Genomic DNA, 18492 nt, shown 5'->3' with positions numbered 1-18492 from the left:
CCATGGCAAGCGAGGGTTGAATTTCCTGCCGCGTGTTGCTGCCCAATCCGCTAGTCTTGAGTCATCTTGAAACGGAGCTGCTCATGTTCGAATCCGCTGAAATCGGTCATGCCATCGACAAAGACACTTACGACGCCGAAGTGCCGGCCCTGCGCGAAGCCTTGCTCGAAGTGCAGTTCGAGCTGCAACAGCAGAAACGGTTCCCGGTGATCATCCTGATCAACGGCGTCGAAGGCGCCGGCAAGGGCGAGACGGTCAAGCTGCTCAACGAATGGATGGACCCGCGCTTGATCGAAGTGCGCACCTTCGACCAGCAGACCGACGAAGAACTGGCGCGCCCGCCGGCCTGGCGTTACTGGCGGCAGTTGCCTGCGAAAGGCCGCATGGGGGTCTTCTTCGGCAACTGGTACAGCCAGATGCTGCAAAGCCGCGTGCAGGGCGAAATCAAGGACGCGCGGCTCGACCAGGCCATCGCCGGCGCTGAGCGCCTGGAGAAGATGTTCTGCGACGAAGGCGCGCTGATCTTCAAGTTCTGGTTTCACCTGTCCAAGAAACAGATGAAGGCGCGGCTCAAGGCCCTGGCCGACGACCCGCTGCACAGTTGGCGGATCAGCCCGCTGGACTGGCAGCAGTCCAAGACCTACGACAAGTTCGTCCACTTCGGCGAACGCATCCTGCGCCGTACCAGCCGCGACTACGCGCCTTGGTATGTGATCGAAGGGGTCGACAGCAATTACCGCAGTCTCACCGTGGGCAAGATTCTACTCGAAGGCCTGCAAAACGCCTTGAGGCAACCCAAGGGCAAAGTCAGCGGCATGAACCCGGCACCGTTGCCGGTGGCTGTGGATCAAGTGAGCCTGCTCAACAGTCTCGACATGACCTTGAGCCTGGAAAAAGACGATTACGAAGAGCAATTGATCACTGAACAGGCGCGTCTTTCCGGCCTGATGCGTGATAAACGCATGCGCAAGCACGCTCTGATCACGGTATTTGAAGGTAACGATGCGGCTGGCAAAGGTGGGGCGATCCGACGGGTAGCGGCGGCCCTCGATCCCCGCCAGTACCATATCATCCCGATCGCCGCGCCCACCGAAGACGAGCGCGCTCAGCCTTACCTGTGGCGCTTTTGGCGGCAGATTCCGGCGCGGGGCATGTTCTCCGTGTTTGACCGCTCCTGGTACGGTCGTGTGCTGGTGGAGCGCATCGAAGGTTTCTGCACCCCGGCGGACTGGATGCGCGCCTATGGCGAGATCAATGATTTCGAAGAGCAACTGCGCGACGCCGGGGTGATCGTGGTCAAGTTCTGGCTGGCCATCGACAAGGATACCCAACTGGAGCGCTTCCAGGCCCGCGAAGCGATCCCGTTCAAACGCTTCAAGATCACCGAAGACGACTGGCGTAACCGCGAGAAGTGGGATGAATACCGTGCCGCCGTGGGCGATATGGTCGACCGCACTAGCACCGAGGTCTCGCCGTGGACCCTGGTCGAAGCCAATGACAAGCGCTGGGCGCGGGTCAAGGTGCTGCGCACCATCAACCTGGCCTTGGAAGAGGCGTTTGCCCAGTCCGACAAGCACGACCAGAAAGGCAAGAAGAAGTAGGCCTATAGGCGGGGTGAATGATCGTCGCGGTTGGGCAGGCCTGGATCTATCCTCGATCCCTCTCCCAACAACGACAAGATCGAGGTAGCCCCATGCGTGAAGTAGTGATCGTCGACAGCGTGCGAACCGGCCTGGCCAAATCCTTTCGCGGCAAGTTCAACCAGACCCGGCCGGATGACATGGCGGCCCATTGCGTCAACGCGCTGCTCGTGCGCAATGGCATTGACCCGGCGACGGTAGAGGATTGCATCGTCGGTGCGGGCTCCAACGAGGGCGCGCAGGGCTACAACATCGGGCGCAACGTCGCGGTGCTGTCGCAACTGGGCACCGGTACGGCAGGGATGACCCTCAACCGTTTCTGTTCCTCGGGCTTGCAGGCGATTGCCATCGCGGCCAACCAGATCGCCTCGGGCTGCAGCGATATCATCGTCGCTGGCGGCGTCGAGTCCATCAGCCTGACCATGAAAAGCGTCAACACCGACAACCTGATCAACCCGCTGCTCAAAGCGCAGGTGCCGGGCCTCTATTTTCCCATGGGCCAGACCGCCGAAATCGTCGCGCGCCGCTATAACGTCAGCCGCGAGGACCAGGACCGGTATGCCCTGCAAAGCCAGCAGCGCACCGCCCAGGCCCAGGCCGATGGTTTGTTCGACGATGAAATCGTGCCGATGGCGGTCAAGTACAGCGTCGAGGACAAAAATACCGGCGCAGTGCAGGTGCTCGACGGCGTAGTCGACCGCGACGACTGCAACCGCCCCGACACCACCCTGGCCAGTCTCCAGGGCCTGAAACCGGTGTTTGCCGAAGACGGTTCGGTGACGGCGGGCAACTCTTCGCAATTGTCCGACGGCGCCTCGATGACGCTGGTGATGAGCCTGGAAAAAGCCTTGGCGCTGGGGCTCAAGCCCAAGGCGTTTTTCCGTGGCTTTACCGTGGCCGGTTGCGAGCCGGATGAGATGGGCATCGGCCCGGTGTTCTCGGTGCCCAAGATGCTCAAGGCCAGGGGCTTGCAGGTGGCGGATATCGACCTGTGGGAGCTCAACGAAGCGTTCGCCTCCCAATGCCTGTACGCACGCGACCGCTTGGAAATCGACAATGCCAAATACAACGTCAACGGTGGCTCGATCTCCATCGGCCACCCGTTCGGCATGACGGGTTCGCGGCAAGTCGGGCATCTGGTGCGTGAGTTGCAGCGGCGTAATCTGCGCTATGGCGTCGTCACCATGTGCGTGGGCGGCGGCATGGGGGCGACCGGGCTGTTCGAAGCTGTGCGCTGAGTCCGCTGTGGGGGGCAGGCAAGCCTGCCCTCACATTTGAACGGCGGCGTATCCCAATTCGTGTCCTTGCCCCTAGAATGCCTGTTCGACTTCCTCTGGCTTCTGGGGCACGCATGCACATCTCTTCCGGGCGCTGGGTCTATGGCTTTTGCTTGACCCTGCTGACCGCGCTGCTCTGGGGCATTCTCCCGATCAAACTCAAGCAAGTGCTGCAAGTGATGGACCCGATTACCGTCACCTGGTTTCGCTTGACGGTCGCGGGCAGTTGCCTGTTTGTCTATCTCGCCGCCGTCAAGCGGTTGCCCAGTGTGCGCGCGCTCGGGCCGCGCGGCGGTTGGCTGGTCGCAATGGCCGTGTGCGGCCTGGTGGGCAACTACGTGCTGTACCTGGTAGGCCTGAAAGTGCTCAGCCCCGGCACGGCGCAACTGGTGGTGCAGATGGGGCCGATCTTCCTGATGGTCGCCAGCGTGTTTGTGTTTAAAGAACGCTTCAGCCTGGGCCAGGTGTTGGGCCTGGTGGCGTTGCTCATCGGCTTTGGCCTGTTCTTCAACCAGCGTCTGGTGGAGTTGCTGACGTCCCTGGGCACTTACACCGCCGGGGTGCTGACGGTCCTGCTCGCCACCACGATCTGGGTGTTCTACGCCCTGGGCCAGAAGCAATTGCTGACGGTGTGGAATTCGCTGCAGGTGATGATGGTGATCTATCTGTCGTGTGCTGTGTTGCTCACGCCTTGGGCGCATCCGCTGGAGGCCCTGCAACTGAGCCCGCTGCAAGGCTGGCTGCTGCTGGCGTGCTGCATGAACACGCTGGTGGCCTATGGGGCATTTGCCGAGGCCCTGGCTCATTGGGAAGCCTCGCGGGTGAGTGCGACCCTGGCGCTGACGCCGTTGGTGACGTTTGTGGCGGTGGCCTTGGCGGCGTGGTGGTGGCCGGGTTTTGTGCAGGCTGAAGAGATCAATGCGCTGGGCTATGCGGGGGCGCTGGTGGTGGTGTTGGGGTCGGCGACGGTGGCGTTGGCGCCGTCGTTGTTTGCGGGGCTCAAGGCGCGGCGGGCGCGGTTGGCGTCTTGATTGGCTGAGGTGTTTTATCGGGTGTATGCAGGTCTACGCTTGGGCGCTGGCTTGCTTGCGATGGCGACCTGACAGCCGATACAGATCCAACAGGTTCACCTCGTTCCAAATGTGGGAGCTGGCTTGCCTGCGATGGCGGCCTTTGGGGCGACCATTTTTTTGGATTGGATCGAGTTCATATCCATTGCTGCGGTAACTGCGGCTATGGGTTCCGCCCTTACGGCGGCTCACTTTTGAAAAGCGCAAAAGTAAGCAAAACGCTCTTGCCCCACCACTCGGCACCTCGCCTAGGCTCGGTGTGCCCGAACGCAGGCTTGAATCCGTGGGCCGCCGTCATGGGCCATCCATGGCCCAGGACGGCTAACCCGGCGTCCTGCCGGGTTACCCACGGATTCAAACCTGCGTTCGGCCAGCGTGGTTTAACGGGGCGCCTAAGATCAAGATCAAAAGCAGATCAAGAGCAAGAACAAAGCAAAAGCACGTGCTGCGCTGCGCTTAGTGTCCGGCCTCCAGCATGTTTTCCGGGCGTACCCATTGGTCGAACTGTTCGTCGGTCAGGTAGCCCAGGTCCAGCGCGGCTTCTCTTAGGGTCAGGCCTTCGGCGTAAGCCTTTTTGGCGATCTGCGCGGCTTTGTCGTAGCCGATGTGCGGGTTGAGTGCGGTCACCAGCATCAGCCCGCGTTCCAGGTGCGCGGCCATTTGTTCGGCGTCGGGCTCGAGGCCTGCGATGCAGTGTTCCTGGAAGTTGTTGCAGCCGTCGGCCAGCAAGCGGATCGATTCCAGCAGGTTATGGATGATCACCGGTTTGTACACGTTCAACTGCAAATGCCCCTGGCTGGCGGCAATGCCGATGGTTACGTCGTTGCCCAGGACCTGGCAGGCGAGCATCGACAGCGCTTCGCACTGGGTCGGGTTGACCTTGCCGGGCATGATCGAGCTGCCCGGTTCGTTGGCCGGCAGTTTGACTTCTGCCAGCCCGGCGCGGGGGCCGGAGCCCAGCAAGCGCAGGTCGTTGGCGATTTTCATCAGGGCCACGGCCAGGGTTTTCAGGGCGCCGTGCAGGGTCACCAGCGGTTCGTGGCCGGAGAGGGCGGCGAATTTGTTGGGTGCGGTCACGAACGGCAGGCCCGACAAGGCCGCCAGTTCGGCGGCAATCGCCTCGCCAAAGCCGTGGGGCGAGTTGAGCCCGGTGCCGACGGCGGTGCCGCCCTGGGCCAGTTCGCACACCTGGGGCAGGGCGCTGCGGATCGCGCGTTCGGCGTAATCGAGTTGGGCGATAAACGCCGAGAGTTCCTGACCAAACGTGATCGGCGTGGCATCCATCATATGGGTGCGACCGGTCTTCACCAGCTTCATATGGCGTGCCGACAATTCCGCCAGCCCGCCGGACAGGTGCGTGATCGCGGGCAGCAGTTGCTGGTTGACTGCCTGCACCGCCGCGATGCTCATGGCGGTGGGGAAGCAGTCGTTGGAACTCTGTGAGCGGTTCACATGATCGTTCGGATGCACCGGGCTCTTGCCGCCGCGGGCCTTGCCCGACAGCTCGTTGGCGCGCCCGGCGATCACTTCGTTGGCGTTCATGTTGCTCTGGGTGCCGCTGCCGGTCTGCCACACCACCAGCGGGAACTGGTCGTCATGCTGCCCGTCGAGCACTTCGTCGGCGGCCTGTTCGATCAGGCGCGCGATGTCGGCAGGCAGGTCGCCATTGCGGCTGTTGACCCGCGCGGCGGATTTCTTGATCAGGGCCAGGGCGTGCAGTACCGCGAGGGGCATGCGCTGCTCGCCGATGGCGAAGTTCACCAGTGAGCGTTGGGTCTGCGCGCCCCAGTAAGCGTCATCCGGGACTTGGACTTCTCCCAGGCTGTCGGTTTCGATACGGCTCATCGGGCACACTCCTTCAGGTTCGTTTGCGCAGTTTAGGCCGTGATCGACCCAGGGGGTTCCCTAAAAGACTTTTCATCGGATTCATCCACCGCAAATCCAGGCCCGACAAGGCCTGGGGTTGAGCCGCGAGGTTTTTTAGGCGCAGAATGGGCGCCCTTGGGGTCTGACCTCGCCTGCTAGAAAAGGAAACTCGATGACTCGTCTTCGTGCCATCTGTACCGCGGTTGCTCTGGTTTGCGCCAGCGGCCAGGTTTTTGCCGATACCGCCAGCCACAACGCCAGTGCCGAAGCCTTCCTTACCCTGGCCCACGCTGACAAGCTGGGGACCCCGGTGTACATGCAAGTGCAGCAAATGTTCGCCCAGCGTTTCGAACAGACCAAAGCGCCGGCCGCCAAGCAGTCCGTACTGGACAGCTACCAGGCCAAGGCCAATGCCGCCCTGGACCAAGCCATCGGCTGGCCAAAACTGAAACCGGACATGGTCAAGCTCTACACCAGCAACTTCAGCGAATCCGAGCTCAAGGACCTGGTTGCGTTCTACCAATCTCCATTGGGTAAGAAAGTCCTGGAAAAAATGCCGCAGTTGACCCAGCAATCGGCCCAGATGACTCAGGCCAAGCTGGAAAGCGCCGTGCCGGTGGTGAACAAGCTGTTGGAAGACATGACCAACGAGCTGACACCTAAAGCCGCCGCTCCGGCCAAGAAGAAGTAAGCAGGAATGACCATGCAACAGCGTATCGAAACGGCGCTTGCCGCCCTGGGCCCGGACCACTTGAGCGTGCTGGACGAAAGCCACATGCACAGCCGTGGGTTACAGACCCACTTCAAGGCCGTGCTGGTCAGCCAGCAGTTCGAAGGGCTTAACCGCGTCAAGCGCCACCAGAAGGTCTACGCCACCCTGGGTGACCTGATGAGCGAGTTTCATGCGCTGGCGCTGCATACCTACACGCCTGAAGAATGGGCGAAAATCGACGCAGCCCCGGCCTCGCCGACCTGCGCCGGCGGCCATAGCTGATGACCGGGTGTTTCTGACCCCCCGCATTTGCTAGAATCCGCAACGCGCCGCTTAGCCGGCGCGTTTTTTTTGCATCCGGTTCACCCCTTACGAGGGTAGCCACCTGGAGAGAACACCCATGACTCAACCGATTGTCGTGGCGGCACTGTATAAGTTCGTCACCCTCGAAGACTACGTCGCCCTGCGCGAGCCCTTGCTGCAGGCGATGGTCGACAACGGCATCAAAGGCACCTTGCTGATCGCCGAAGAAGGCATCAACGGCACCGTTTCCGGCAGCCGCGAAGGCATTGATGGCCTGATGGCCTGGCTGAAGAACGACCTGCGCATGGTCGATATCGACCACAAAGAGTCGTACTGCGACGAGCAGCCGTTCTATCGCACCAAGGTCAAGCTCAAGAAAGAGATCGTGACCCTGGGCGTCGAAGGCGTCGACCCGAACAAAAAAGTCGGCACCTACGTTGACCCACAGGACTGGAACGCGCTGATCAGCGACCCGCAGGTGCTGCTGATCGACACCCGCAACGACTACGAAGTCTCCATCGGCACCTTTGAAGGCGCGATCGACCCGAAAACCACCAGTTTTCGCGAGTTTCCCGACTACATCAAAGCCAACTTCGACCCGGCCAAGCACAAGAAAGTCGCCATGTTCTGCACCGGCGGCATTCGTTGCGAGAAGGCTTCCAGCTATATGCTCAGCGAAGGCTTCGATGAGGTTTACCACCTCAAGGGCGGCATCCTGAAGTACCTCGAAGAGGTGCCACAGGCCGAGACCAAATGGCAGGGCGACTGCTTTGTGTTCGACAACCGCGTGACCGTGCGCCACGACTTGAGCGAAGGTGACTACGATCAATGTCATGCCTGCCGCACACCGGTTAGTGTGGAAGATCGTACATCCGAGCACTACGTGGCGGGCATCAGTTGTCCACATTGCTGGGATAAGCTATCGGAGAAAACCCGTCGCAGCGCGATCGACCGGCAAAAGCAGATTGAACTGGCCAAGGCCCGCAATATGCCGCACCCGATTGGCTTCAACTACAAGCAAACCCCTTCCGAGGTCTGAGCCATGTCTGCGCGCCTGCTCTATGTGATGGACCCGATGTGTTCCTGGTGCTGGGGCTTTGCCCCGGTGGCCGAGGCGTTGGTCGAGCAGGCCCAGGCGGCCGGCGTGGAGCTGCACCTGGTGGTGGGCGGCTTGCGCACCGGCAGCGGCGCGGCGCTGGAGCCGGCGACACGGCGCTACATCCTGGAACACTGGCAGGCGGTCACCGACGCCACCGGGCAGACGTTCAAGCGTGACGGCGCGCTGCCTGAAGGTTTTGTCTACGACACTGAGCCGGCGTGCCGCGCCATCGTCACCGCGCGCAGCCTGGCGCCGGATTGCGCGTGGAAGCTGCTGGGGCTGATCCAGCATGCGTTTTATGTCGAGGGGCGCGACGTGACCCTCGCCAGTGTTCTGGTGGAACTGGCGGAAAAAGCCGGCATACCGCGCATCGAGTTCGCCGGGGCGTTTGACCGCGCCGAGCAGCACGCCGCCACCGCCGCCGATTTCACCTGGGTGCAGGATTTGGGGATCGCCGGTTTTCCGACGCTGCTGGCCGAGCGCAATGGCCAGTTGGCCTTGCTGACCAACGGCTACCAGCCGCTGTCCGCGCTGTCGCCGCTGCTCGCCCGCTGGCTGGAGCGAGCTGCCTGTGCCTGACCAGCCTGACGCCGAGCCCACCCACCACATTGATCGACTGACCTGGGCGGAAATACGCCGCCTGGCCTTGCGTCACAAAAAATCCCTGTGGGTCGCCAATGGTGTCGCCGTGCTGGCGACCCTGTGCAGCGTGCCCATCCCCCTGCTGTTGCCCCTGCTGGTTGACGAAGTGCTGCTGGGCCATGGCGATGCCGCGCTCAAGGTGATGAACCACGCGCTGCCCCTGGGCTGGCAGAAAGCTGCCGGTTATATCGGCCTGATGCTGCTGGTGACCCTGACCCTGCGCTGCGGTGCGCTGGTGTTCAACGTGGTGCAGGCGCGTTTGTTTGCGCGACTGGCCAAGGACATCGTCTACCGCATCCGGGTGCGCCTGATCGAGCGGCTCAAGCGCATTTCCCTCGGCGAGTACGAAAGCCTCGGCAGTGGCACCGTCACCACGCACCTGGTCACCGACCTGGATACGCTGGACAAATTCGTCGGCGAAACCCTCAGCCGTTTCCTGGTGGCCATGTTGACCCTGGTCGGCACCTCGGCGATTTTGGTGTGGATGCACTGGCAACTGGCGTTGCTGATCCTGCTGTTCAACCCGCTGGTGATCTATGCCACGGTGCAGTTGGGCAAGCGCGTCAAGCACCTGAAGAAACTCGAAAACGACAGCACCTCGCGCTTCACTCAGGCGTTGACCGAAACCCTCGACGCCATTCAGGAGGTCCGTGCGGGCAATCGCCAGGGCTTTTTCCTTGGCCGCCTCGGCCAGCGGGCCCGTGAAGTGCGTGACTATGCCATTCACTCCCAATGGAAAACCGACGCCTCCAGCCGCGCCAGCGGTTTGCTGTTCCAGTTCGGCATCGACATTTTTCGCGCGGCCGCCATGCTCACCGTGCTGTTTTCCGACCTGTCCATCGGCCAGATGCTCGCGGTGTTCAGCTACCTGTGGTTCATGATCGGCCCGGTGGAGCAGTTGCTGAACCTGCAATACGCCTACTACGCGGCGGGCGGGGCGCTGACGCGGATCAACGAGCTGCTGGCCCGTGCCGATGAGCCGCAATATGCCGGCGGCGCAGACCCGTTCACCGGGCGCGAAACGGTCGGTATTGACGTGCGTGGCCTGACGTTCGGCTATGGCGAAGACCGGGTGCTCGACCAGTTGAACCTCAGCATCGAGCCCGGTGAGAAGGTGGCGATTGTCGGCGCCAGCGGCGGTGGCAAAAGTACCCTGGTGCAACTGCTGCTGGGGTTGTACACACCGCAGGCGGGGAGTATTCGTTTCGGCGGTGCAACCCAGCAGGAAATCGGCCTGGAGACCATCCGCGAGCACGTCGCGGTGGTGCTGCAACACCCCGCGCTGTTCAACGACACCGTGCGTGCCAACCTGACCATGGGCCGCAATCGCAGTGACCAGGCCTGTTGGCAGGCGCTGGAAATCGCCCAGTTGGAGGCGACCGTCAAGGCCTTGCCCCTGGGCCTGGACAGTGTGGTGGGGCGCTCCGGCGTGCGCTTTTCTGGTGGCCAGCGCCAACGCCTGGCGATTGCGCGCATGGTCTTGGCCGAGCCCAAGGTGGTGATCCTGGACGAGGCGACCTCGGCCCTGGACGCTGCCACCGAGTACAACCTGCACCAGGCGCTGGCGCGGTTTCTCAGTGGGCGCACTACCCTGATCATTGCCCATCGACTCTCGGCGGTGAAACAAGCTGATCGGGTACTGGTGTTCGACGGTGGGCATATCGCCGAGGACGGTGACCATCAGCAACTGATCGCGGATGGCGGCCTATACGCCAAACTTTACGGACACTTGCAACAAGTGCGTTGATTTAGCCTACGCTGTGCTATCAGGAGCGGACGTCCGCGCGCGTATTTGGCTGTGCATGTGCAAGGGACTTCATGAAGCAGAAGCGGACTCTCGGAACGCCAAGGCTGTTGGGCATTGTCTGGCCCTTTATCGCCGTCGTATTGTTCCAAGTATTATTAGGTTGCATCAGTCTATATGTGCTTTCAGCGGTGCGCGTCTATGTGGCCGGCGAGAGTCTTTGGTCCAAGGGCCAGAAAGACGCCATCTACTATCTGACGCTGTACGCCGATAATCGCGACGAGGCCACCTACCTCAAATACCAACAAGCCATTGCCGTGCCTCAGGGCGGGCATGAGTTGCGTATCGCACTGGACCGCCCGGCCCCCGACCTCAACGCGGCGCGCCAGGGGATCATCAAGGGCGGCAACCACCCGGATGACGTCTCCAGTGTGATCTGGCTGTATCTCAACTTTCGCCATTTCAGTTACTTGGAAAAAGCCATCGAACGGTGGGCCGTGGGCGATGGCTATCTGGTCCAGCTGGACGACCTGGCCCAGGCGATGCACCGGGCGATCACCACCAGCCAGGTCCGTGATGACGATGTGCGGCAATGGAAGGCGCAAATATTTGCCATCAACGACGGCGTGACGCCGGCGGCAAAGGCGTTCAGCGATGCCCTGGGTGAAGGCTCGCGTTTCATCCTGCGGCTGTTGCTGATCACCAACCTGGCCACGGCACTGTGCCTGATCGCCCTGGCGCTGCTGCGTACCTATAAGTTGTTGACGCAGCGGCACGCCTTCGCCGATGCCCTGCAAGTGGAGAAGGAGCGGGCACAGATCACCCTGGAGTCGATCGGCGATGGCGTGATCACCACCGATGTCGATGGCGCCATTACCTACATGAACCCGGCCGCCGAGGCACTGACGCGTTGGACATCGGCCCGTGCCCAGGGCCAGCCCTTGGCGGCACTGTTCAACCTACTCGATGACGATGCCCAGCCCGATGCTTTCGCCCTGATCGAACACATCACCAAGGGCCACTTGAGTGGCGGCAGCGAACACTCCAAAACCATCCAGCGCCTGGACGGCAGTACCGTCTCGGTGACATTGGTGGGCGCGCCGATCCGCAGTGCCGGCAAAGTCAGCGGTGCGGTGCTGGTGCTGCACGACATGACCCAGGAACGGCAATACATCGCCAATCTTTCGTGGCAGGCGACCCATGACGCATTGACCGGCCTGGCCAACCGTCGTGAGTTCGAGTTCCGCTTGGAACAGGTGCTGCAACACGTCGGGCGTGAGCACAACGGGCGGCATGCCTTGATGTTCCTCGACCTGGACCAGTTCAAGCTGGTCAACGACACCTGCGGCCATGCGGCAGGCGACGAGCTGTTGCGGCATATCTGCGCACTGCTGCAGTCGGATCTGCGGGACGGCGACACCCTGGCGCGCCTGGGCGGTGATGAGTTCGGTATCCTGCTGGAGAACTGCCCGGCGACGGTGGCGGAAAAAATCGCCGAAAGCCTGCGCCACACCGTGCAGAACCTGCATTTCGTGTGGAAGGGCCGGCCATTCATGACCACCGTTAGCATTGGCCTGGTGCATATTTCACAGATCCCGACCACCCTGGAAACGTCGCTGCGCGCCGCCGACATGGCCTGCTATATGGCCAAGGAAAAGGGCCGCAACCGCGTGCAGGTCTACCATCCCGACGACTCCGAACTGTCCCTGCGCTTCGGCGAGATGGCCTGGGTGCAACGCTTGCACATGGCTTTGGAAGAAAACCGCTTTTGCCTGTACTCGCAGGAAATCTCGCCCCTGGGGCACACCGACGCCGGCAGTGGGCACATTGAAATCCTGCTGCGGATGCACGACGAGTCCGGCCGGATCATCCTGCCCGACAGTTTTATTCCGGCCGCCGAACGTTACGGGTTGATGAGCTCCCTGGATCGCTGGGTGGTGGACAACGTGTTCAACCTCATTGCCCGCTGCATGCATGAGCGCCCGGGCCGGCCCATGGCTATGTGTGCGATTAATCTGTCAGGCATAACTATTGGTGATGACGCTTTTCTCGGTTTTTTACGCGAGAAGTTTGCGGCTTACAGTGTTCCGCCAGAAATGATTTGTTTTGAAATAACTGAAACCTGCGCTATTGCAAATTTAGGCAGCGCAATTCGCTTTATTAATGAACTCAAAGAGTTAGGTTGCCATTTCTCACTCGATGACTTCTGCGCCGGAATGTCCTCATTCGCTTATCTGAAACATTTACCTGTAGACTTCTTGAAGATCGATGGAAGTTTCGTAAAGGATATGCTGGACGACCCGATTAACCGCGCCATGGTCGAAGTGATCAACCACATCGGCCACGTCATGGGTAAACGCACAATTGCCGAGTTTGTTGAAACGCCGCACATCGAACAGGCTCTACTTGAGATCGGTGTGGATTACGCTCAGGGCTACGTGATTGAACGCCCGCAATTGTTTACCTTTGATAGCTTGCAGTGTCGACCTGTGCGGCCGCAGCCTCTGTTATTCAAGGCGCCCGGCACATTCCGCTGAAACATTTGCTGGTCTGTACAATCACACTTAAAAAGGAGCCTTACAGTGATCGACACCTTCAACAGAACCGGCCCGCTTATGGAAGCCTCGAGTTACCCCGCCTGGGCGCAGCAATTGATCCAGGGCTGTAGCGAAAGCAAGCGCCGAGTTGTCGAGCACGAACTGTATCAGCGCATGCGTGATAACACGCTGAGCGCCAAGACCATGCGCCAATACCTGATCGGTGGCTGGCCCGTGGTTGAACAGTTTGCCTTGTACATGGCACAGAACCTCACCAAGACCAAGTTTGCCCGTCATCCTGGCGAGGACATGGCGCGGCGTTGGCTGATGCGCAATATTCGGGTGGAATTGAACCACGCCGACTATTGGCTGCATTGGGCCGGCGCCCACGGCGTCAGCCTCCAAGAGCTGCAAGCACAGAACGTAGCGCCGGAACTGCACGCACTGAGTCATTGGTGCTGGCACACCAGTTCGGCCGATTCGTTGATCATTGCGATCGCCGCCACCAACTACGCCATCGAGGGCGCGACGGGGGAGTGGTCCGCGTTGGTGTGTTCCACCGGCGTTTATGCCGCAGCCTTCCCAGAGGAAGACCGCAAGCGCGCAATGAAGTGGCTGAAGATGCATGCCCAGTACGACGATGCCCACCCTTGGGAAGCACTGGAAATCATTTGCACGTTGGCCGGCATGAACCCCAGCCGACAACTGCAGGCAGAGCTGCGCCAGGCCGTGTGCAAGAGCTACGACTACATGTACTTGTTCCTGGAAAGCTGCATGCGCCTGGAGAACGAAAAGCCTGCGGCCGCGACTGTTCGCGAGCGCCTGGTGCGCGTCGCTAGCGAAGCGTGATGTAAAACGCGTGGCGGGGGTCTACCCCGCCATTGCCAAGCGGTTGCGACCTTCGCGCTTGGCTACATACAGGGCGCTGTCGGCCCGGCGCAAGAGGCTTTCGGCAGACTCGCCAGCCAACAACGTCGCGCAGCCCAGACTCACCGTCAGATCGATGCGTATGTCATCCGCCCAATATTCCTGGGTCTGTGCCGCCTGGCGCAGCCGCTCGCCGACGATCGCCGCCGCTTCCCGGCCGGTGTTGGAGAGCAGGACCAGAAACTCTTCCCCGCCAAACCGGAACACCATGTCCATATTGCGTAGCTGGCCCTTGATTGACGCGGCCACGGCGCGCAGTACCTTGTCGCCGACCGCATGGCCGTGAGTGTCGTTGACGCGTTTGAAGTGATCGATGTCGAGCATCAGCAGGGACAACGGGTTCGAGTGTCGCCGCGCCATGTCGATTTCGCGCTGCAGGGTCTGGTCCATGGCGATGCGGTTGCCGGTTTCGGTCAACGGGTCACGCAGGGCGCTGCGGGTGGCGGCGCGATAGAGCAGGGCGTTGCGCATCGGGTAGAGCAGGGTGGCGAGCAGGGATTCTAGCTGACCCAGTTCTTCCTCCAAAAAGCGTTGGTTGCGACGGAATACCAGCTCGCCCAAATGTTCGCCTTCATGGCTCAAGGCGTAGCTCACCGAATGATGGCCGCGATGGCCGAATTCCAGGCGTAGGTCGCTGGGCTGATGGACGTAGTGCATAGCGTCAAGGGGCACCAGGCGCTGGATCTCGCGAAAGAACAGGCCGAGGATGCGTTGCGGTTCCAGGCTGGTCTGCAATTGCAGGCCCAGTTGTTGGCGCAGTTGAACAACCGTGGTGGGGCGGTGCGGGAGAGAGGATGGCTGACCAAAGCCCAGGCGTTGCAATTTGGCACTGTCAAAGTCGATTGCGTGAGTCTGGGGCGGGGTTTTCATAAGCAGTCGGCCTCTAAGCACTTAGCTGTCTTACAGGCTCGATGCGAGTGGCGAGTACCAAGCGTCTTACTGTTCCTTCAGTTCCGTAAAACATTGGAAACAGTTTAAACCGCTTTGCCAGGGGTTATAACCCCTGGGCACTGCCACACGTCTTGTCATCGCATAACCTGCTTGAAAGGGTTAGAGCGAGATTCATGCCACTTTGTTGTTTTTTAATAAAATCCTTATAAATCAAAGGGTATTCAGTATGTCAAAAACAGAGGCTGCAGCTTAATGTCAGTTATTTGGCAGGTTGATGGCAGGTTGATGGCAGTTTTACACGCCGTGCTGAACCAAGGTGCTCGGGTCGATCTGCTCAATCGATGTCACACCGGTCAGTGTCATGGCCACACGCATTTCCTTGGCGAAGATATCCAGCAGGTTTTCCACCCCGTGCTGGCCATCGGCGGCCAGCGCATAGGCGGTCGAGCGTCCCAGCAGACACGCTTTGGCGCCCAGGGCGAGCATGCGCACTACGTCGAGCCCGGAGCGAATGCCGGAGTCCACCAGCACTGTCAGGTCGTCGCCTACCGCTTGGGCAATCGGCGGCAGTGCCTTGGCAGTGGAGAGCACGCCGTCCAATTGGCGGCCACCATGGTTGGAGACCACGATGCCATCGGCTCCGAAGCTCACCGCGTCCTTGGCGTCCTGCGGGTCGAGGATGCCCTTGATAATCATCGGGCCTTTCCAGAACTCACGTATCCACTCCAGGTCTTTCCAACTGATCGACGGGTCGAAGTTGTTGGCCAGCCAGCCGACGTAATCTTCAAGGGTGGTGGGCTTGCCCAGGTACTTGGAGATATTGCCCAGGTCGTGCGGGCGGCCCATCACGCCAACATCCCATGCCCATTGTGGTTTGGTGACGGCCTGCAGCATCCGGCGCGCCGAGGCATACGGTCCGGACATGCCCGAGTGCGCATCCCGGTAACGTGCGCCCGGCGTCGGCATATCGACGGTGAACACCAGCGTCGTCACCCCGGCGGCCTGCGCCCGTTCCAGCGCATTGCGCATAAAGCCGCGGTCCTTGAGCACATAGAGCTGGAACCAGATCGACTGCGCGCTTTGCGACGCCACTTCCTCAATCGAGCACACCGACACTGTCGACAGGCAGAAGGGAATCCCCTTGTTGGCCGCCGCCTTGGCCGCCTGCACCTCGCCGCGCCGCGCGTACATGCCGGTCAAGCCCACTGGGCTGAGGATGATCGGCATGGCGTGTTCCTGACCGAACAACGTGGTCTTCAGACTCAGGCTATCCACGTTGCGCAGAATGCGCTGGCGCAGGCTGATCTCGGCCAGGTCCGAACTGTTGGCGTGCATTGTGTGTTCGGCGTAGGCGCCGCCGTCGATGTAGTCGAACAGGAAGCGCGGCAGCTTGCGCTTGGCGGCAGCACGGTAATCGGATGCCGACGAAATGATCATGAACAGTGTCTCCGCAGGGCAAAGGGGGATTACGGTAAGCAAACATCTGGCATGATAAAAACAACTTTTATCGCTAGCGTCCAGTCGCAAAAGGAATACCGATGAACCTGAGAACACTGCGTGTCTTCGTCGAGGTGGTGCGTCAGGGCGGGTTTTCCCAGGCGGCGCAGGTGGTGTCGCTGACCCAGTCGACGGTGAGCAAGGCGGTCAAGACCCTGGAAGACGAGCTGGGCGCGCCGCTGCTTAATCGCCTCGGCCACAAGAATGAACTTACCGCCGCCGGCGAAATTGCCTACCGCCGCGCCCTGGTGCTGCTCGCCGAGCGCAGCGACCTGGTCGCCGAGATCAACGACCTGCGCGAGCTCAAGCGTGGCCTGCTGCGTATCGGCCTGCCGCCAGTGGGATGCGGCGTACTGTTCGCGTCCATGTTTGCGACCTACCGCAACCGCTACCCGGACATCGATATCGAACTCACCGAGCACGGCAGCAAAAAACTGCGCGAATGCCTGGAAGCCGGGGAGGTCGATCTGGCGGCCCTGCTACTGCCGGTGGACGAAGGCTTCGACTACCAGCCCGTGCGCAATGAGCCACTGATGGCCGTGCTGCCCATGAGCCATCCGCTCGCGCGGCGCAAGCGCATCGACTTCACCGACCTCGCGGATTCACCGTTCATTCTGTTCGAAGCCGGTTTTGCCCTGAACGCATTAATCCTCACCGCCTGCGAACGCAAGGGCGTGACGCCCAGGGTGACCGCCCGCAGCGGGCAGATCGACTTCATCGTCGACCTGGTGGCGGCAGGGCTGGGCGTCGCCTTCCTGCCACGCATGCTCGCGCTCAAGCACCAGCACGCCGGCATCGCGCTGATTCCTTTGGACGAACCCCACACCGACTGGCACATCGCCCTGGCCTGGCGCGCCAGCGCCCACCTGCCACCGGCAGCCCGGGCCTGGCTGGACTTGGCCAAGGAAATGGCCGTCGCGGGATAGAGGCGCACGCCAACTGTCCGAATGCGCCGATCAGGCGCTACGGAGTGCTTGACTTATCCTTTTTAATCAGTAACATACGGCAAATTCCGCGATAGCTCAGTTGGTAGAGCAAATGACTGTTAATCATTGGGTCCCTGGTTCGAGTCCAGGTCGTGGAGCCAGATAGGGAAAAGCCTGCAGCGATGCAGGCTTTTTTTTGCTTTGGATTTGACCCAGCAACCCAAGGCGGGTCGGGTAAGACCACGGTTGGCGCCAATCTGGGCGGATTTTGCGCCGATGCAGGCATCCGCACACGGCTCATCGATCTTGATACCTGATCCCCGCGATAAGTGGATGTGTACGGCAACATCGTGCAGCAGACTTTAGAGGTGGGTATTCCGCGCTCTCTAGCCAGCAAAAAATCGTATTCGCTAGCACTCAAATCACTGTCGATTTCTCGGTGGAGACGTCGTTGTAGTCAGCTTACGATAGCGTGATCTGCACCTGTCTTCTCTCGCCGGGGTACTACTGAATGACGCGACTAAGTACGGTTTTCCGTAACCTTCACCAGGATAATTTGTTGGTACTTGCCAACGTGGGTGATGCCGGCAGCGCACGTATTGTCGAGAGCGTGGGGAGTAAGGCGGTAGCGACCAGCAGCGCCGCTGTGGCTTGGGCGAATGGTTACCAAGATGGTAATCAGCTTCCCCTGAAATTGTTGACTACTACAGTGGAGTCAATGGTTCGTGTGCTGACAGTACCCCTCACAGTCGATGTCGAAGGTGGCTACTCCGACGATCTTGAATCGGTTGCCAAAGTCATTGATTGCGTGGTTAGGGCTGGGGCCGTTGGAATCAACATTGAAGACGGTGCGGGGAGCATCGATCTGATTTTGCGAAAAATCGAAGTGGCAAAGAAGGTGGCAAGCACACGCGGGATCGATCTGTTCGTGAACGTACGAACTGACGTGTATCTCAGATGTTTGGTAGCACCAGAACGACAACTGGCAGAAACCATTTCCCGTGCATCGTTGTTTGAGCAAGCCGGTGCTGACGGCTTTTTTGCAGCTGCAATGGTTGAGGAGTACGACATTGCCACGCTGTGCGAGGCAACTAGATTACCTGTCAACCTGCTTTCTTGGAGCGGCCAACCAGAGATACATGAATTGGCGAGACTAGGCGTCAAACGACTAAGCGCAGGTTCCAGCATTGCTGAGTTCTTATTGGGTGCAAACAACGCGCTCGCCAAGAGTTTCTTGCGCACGGGAAGGCTTTTTGAGCACCCATTGGACGCATTTACATACAGCGATCTGAATGGCCTTATGGCAAAAACCAACTGAGCCAAGATTAATCATTCACGTATTAATCTGTGATCCGCCTGAA

At 60.5% G+C, this 18492-nt stretch carries 15 protein-coding genes, 1 tRNA gene and 1 pseudogene; 14 read left to right on the top strand and 3 right to left on the bottom strand.

Translation table 11 applies throughout. The features are described from left to right. The first annotated feature begins 83 nt into the window (after positions 1-83). The 3 genes from pap to ACS5Q8_RS19915 all read left to right on the top strand — a co-directional run bounded on the left by pap (position 84) and on the right by ACS5Q8_RS19915 (position 3948). Positions 84-1601 (top strand): polyphosphate:AMP phosphotransferase, encoded by a 1518-nt coding sequence (gene pap, locus ACS5Q8_RS19925; RefSeq protein ID WP_276194129.1) that lies wholly within the window; start codon positions 84-86, stop codon positions 1599-1601. Positions 1602-1693: 92 nt separating this feature from the next. Then, a complete protein-coding gene (locus ACS5Q8_RS19920) occupies positions 1694-2878 on the top strand; it encodes a thiolase family protein (RefSeq protein ID WP_426102639.1) in 1185 nt (394 codons plus the stop codon). 113 nt (positions 2879-2991) lie between these two features. Next, a complete protein-coding gene (locus tag ACS5Q8_RS19915; RefSeq protein WP_276194127.1) occupies positions 2992-3948 on the top strand; it encodes a DMT family transporter in 957 nt (318 codons plus the stop codon). Between the two features lie 495 nt (positions 3949-4443). Here the strand turns inward: ACS5Q8_RS19915 and ACS5Q8_RS19910 are convergent, their stop codons facing one another. Then, entirely contained in the window at positions 4444-5832 is a 1389-nt protein-coding gene (locus ACS5Q8_RS19910) for a class II fumarate hydratase (RefSeq protein WP_276194126.1), read from the bottom strand. A gap of 193 nt (positions 5833-6025) precedes the next feature. On the opposite strand from ACS5Q8_RS19910, the gene ACS5Q8_RS19905 reads away from it, so the two are divergent. From ACS5Q8_RS19905 to ACS5Q8_RS19875, 7 genes are all read left to right on the top strand, one after another. Continuing rightward, positions 6026-6544: a DUF2059 domain-containing protein gene (locus ACS5Q8_RS19905; RefSeq protein ID WP_010567461.1), complete on the top strand. Its 519-nt coding sequence runs from the start codon at positions 6026-6028 to the stop codon at positions 6542-6544. Positions 6545-6550: 6 nt separating this feature from the next. Beyond that, positions 6551-6847, top strand: coding sequence for a BolA family protein (locus ACS5Q8_RS19900; RefSeq protein WP_247408105.1), 297 nt, complete (start codon positions 6551-6553; stop codon positions 6845-6847). 118 nt (positions 6848-6965) lie between these two features. Then, positions 6966-7907 (top strand): oxygen-dependent tRNA uridine(34) hydroxylase TrhO, encoded by a 942-nt coding sequence (gene trhO / locus ACS5Q8_RS19895; RefSeq protein ID WP_276194125.1) that lies wholly within the window; start codon positions 6966-6968, stop codon positions 7905-7907. 3 nt (positions 7908-7910) lie between these two features. Continuing rightward, entirely contained in the window at positions 7911-8546 is a 636-nt protein-coding gene (locus tag ACS5Q8_RS19890) for a DsbA family protein (RefSeq protein ID WP_443694852.1), read from the top strand. Continuing rightward, positions 8539-10356, top strand: coding sequence for an ABC transporter ATP-binding protein (locus tag ACS5Q8_RS19885; RefSeq protein WP_426102645.1), 1818 nt, complete (start codon positions 8539-8541; stop codon positions 10354-10356). The genes ACS5Q8_RS19890 and ACS5Q8_RS19885 overlap by 8 nt, the downstream gene beginning before the upstream one ends. A gap of 71 nt (positions 10357-10427) precedes the next feature. Next, entirely contained in the window at positions 10428-12890 is a 2463-nt protein-coding gene (locus ACS5Q8_RS19880) for an EAL domain-containing protein (RefSeq protein WP_276194122.1), read from the top strand. 78 nt (positions 12891-12968) lie between these two features. Beyond that, positions 12969-13739 carry an iron-containing redox enzyme family protein gene (locus ACS5Q8_RS19875; protein ID WP_426102677.1) on the top strand — a complete coding sequence of 257 codons (771 nt, stop codon included), beginning with the start codon at positions 12969-12971 and terminating at the stop codon, positions 13737-13739. Between the two features lie 21 nt (positions 13740-13760). Here the strand turns inward: ACS5Q8_RS19875 and ACS5Q8_RS19870 are convergent, their stop codons facing one another. Further along, entirely contained in the window at positions 13761-14687 is a 927-nt protein-coding gene (locus ACS5Q8_RS19870) for a GGDEF domain-containing protein (protein WP_426102647.1), read from the bottom strand. Positions 14688-15002: 315 nt separating this feature from the next. Next, positions 15003-16145, bottom strand: a complete 1143-nt coding sequence (lldD, locus tag ACS5Q8_RS19865; RefSeq protein ID WP_426102649.1) for an FMN-dependent L-lactate dehydrogenase LldD — start codon at positions 16143-16145, stop codon at positions 15003-15005. A gap of 101 nt (positions 16146-16246) precedes the next feature. Here lldD and ACS5Q8_RS19860 point away from each other — a divergent pair, with 101 nt between their 5' ends. The 4 genes and pseudogenes from ACS5Q8_RS19860 to ACS5Q8_RS19845 all read left to right on the top strand — a co-directional run bounded on the left by ACS5Q8_RS19860 (position 16247) and on the right by ACS5Q8_RS19845 (position 18449). After that, positions 16247-17131 carry a LysR family transcriptional regulator gene (locus tag ACS5Q8_RS19860; RefSeq protein WP_276194118.1) on the top strand — a complete coding sequence of 295 codons (885 nt, stop codon included), beginning with the start codon at positions 16247-16249 and terminating at the stop codon, positions 17129-17131. Positions 17132-17216: 85 nt separating this feature from the next. After that, a tRNA-Asn gene (locus ACS5Q8_RS19855) sits at positions 17217-17292 on the top strand. A gap of 21 nt (positions 17293-17313) precedes the next feature. Continuing rightward, positions 17314-17442: pseudogene (locus ACS5Q8_RS19850) on the top strand (ParA family protein); the annotation flags it as partial. Between the two features lie 200 nt (positions 17443-17642). Next, positions 17643-18449, top strand: coding sequence for an isocitrate lyase/PEP mutase family protein (locus tag ACS5Q8_RS19845; protein ID WP_426102651.1), 807 nt, complete (start codon positions 17643-17645; stop codon positions 18447-18449). Positions 18450-18492: the final 43 nt, after the last annotated feature.

It is taken from the genome of Pseudomonas sp. PAMC25584 (assembly GCF_058135675.1).
This window is presented reverse-complemented; position numbering and strand designations above follow the sequence as displayed.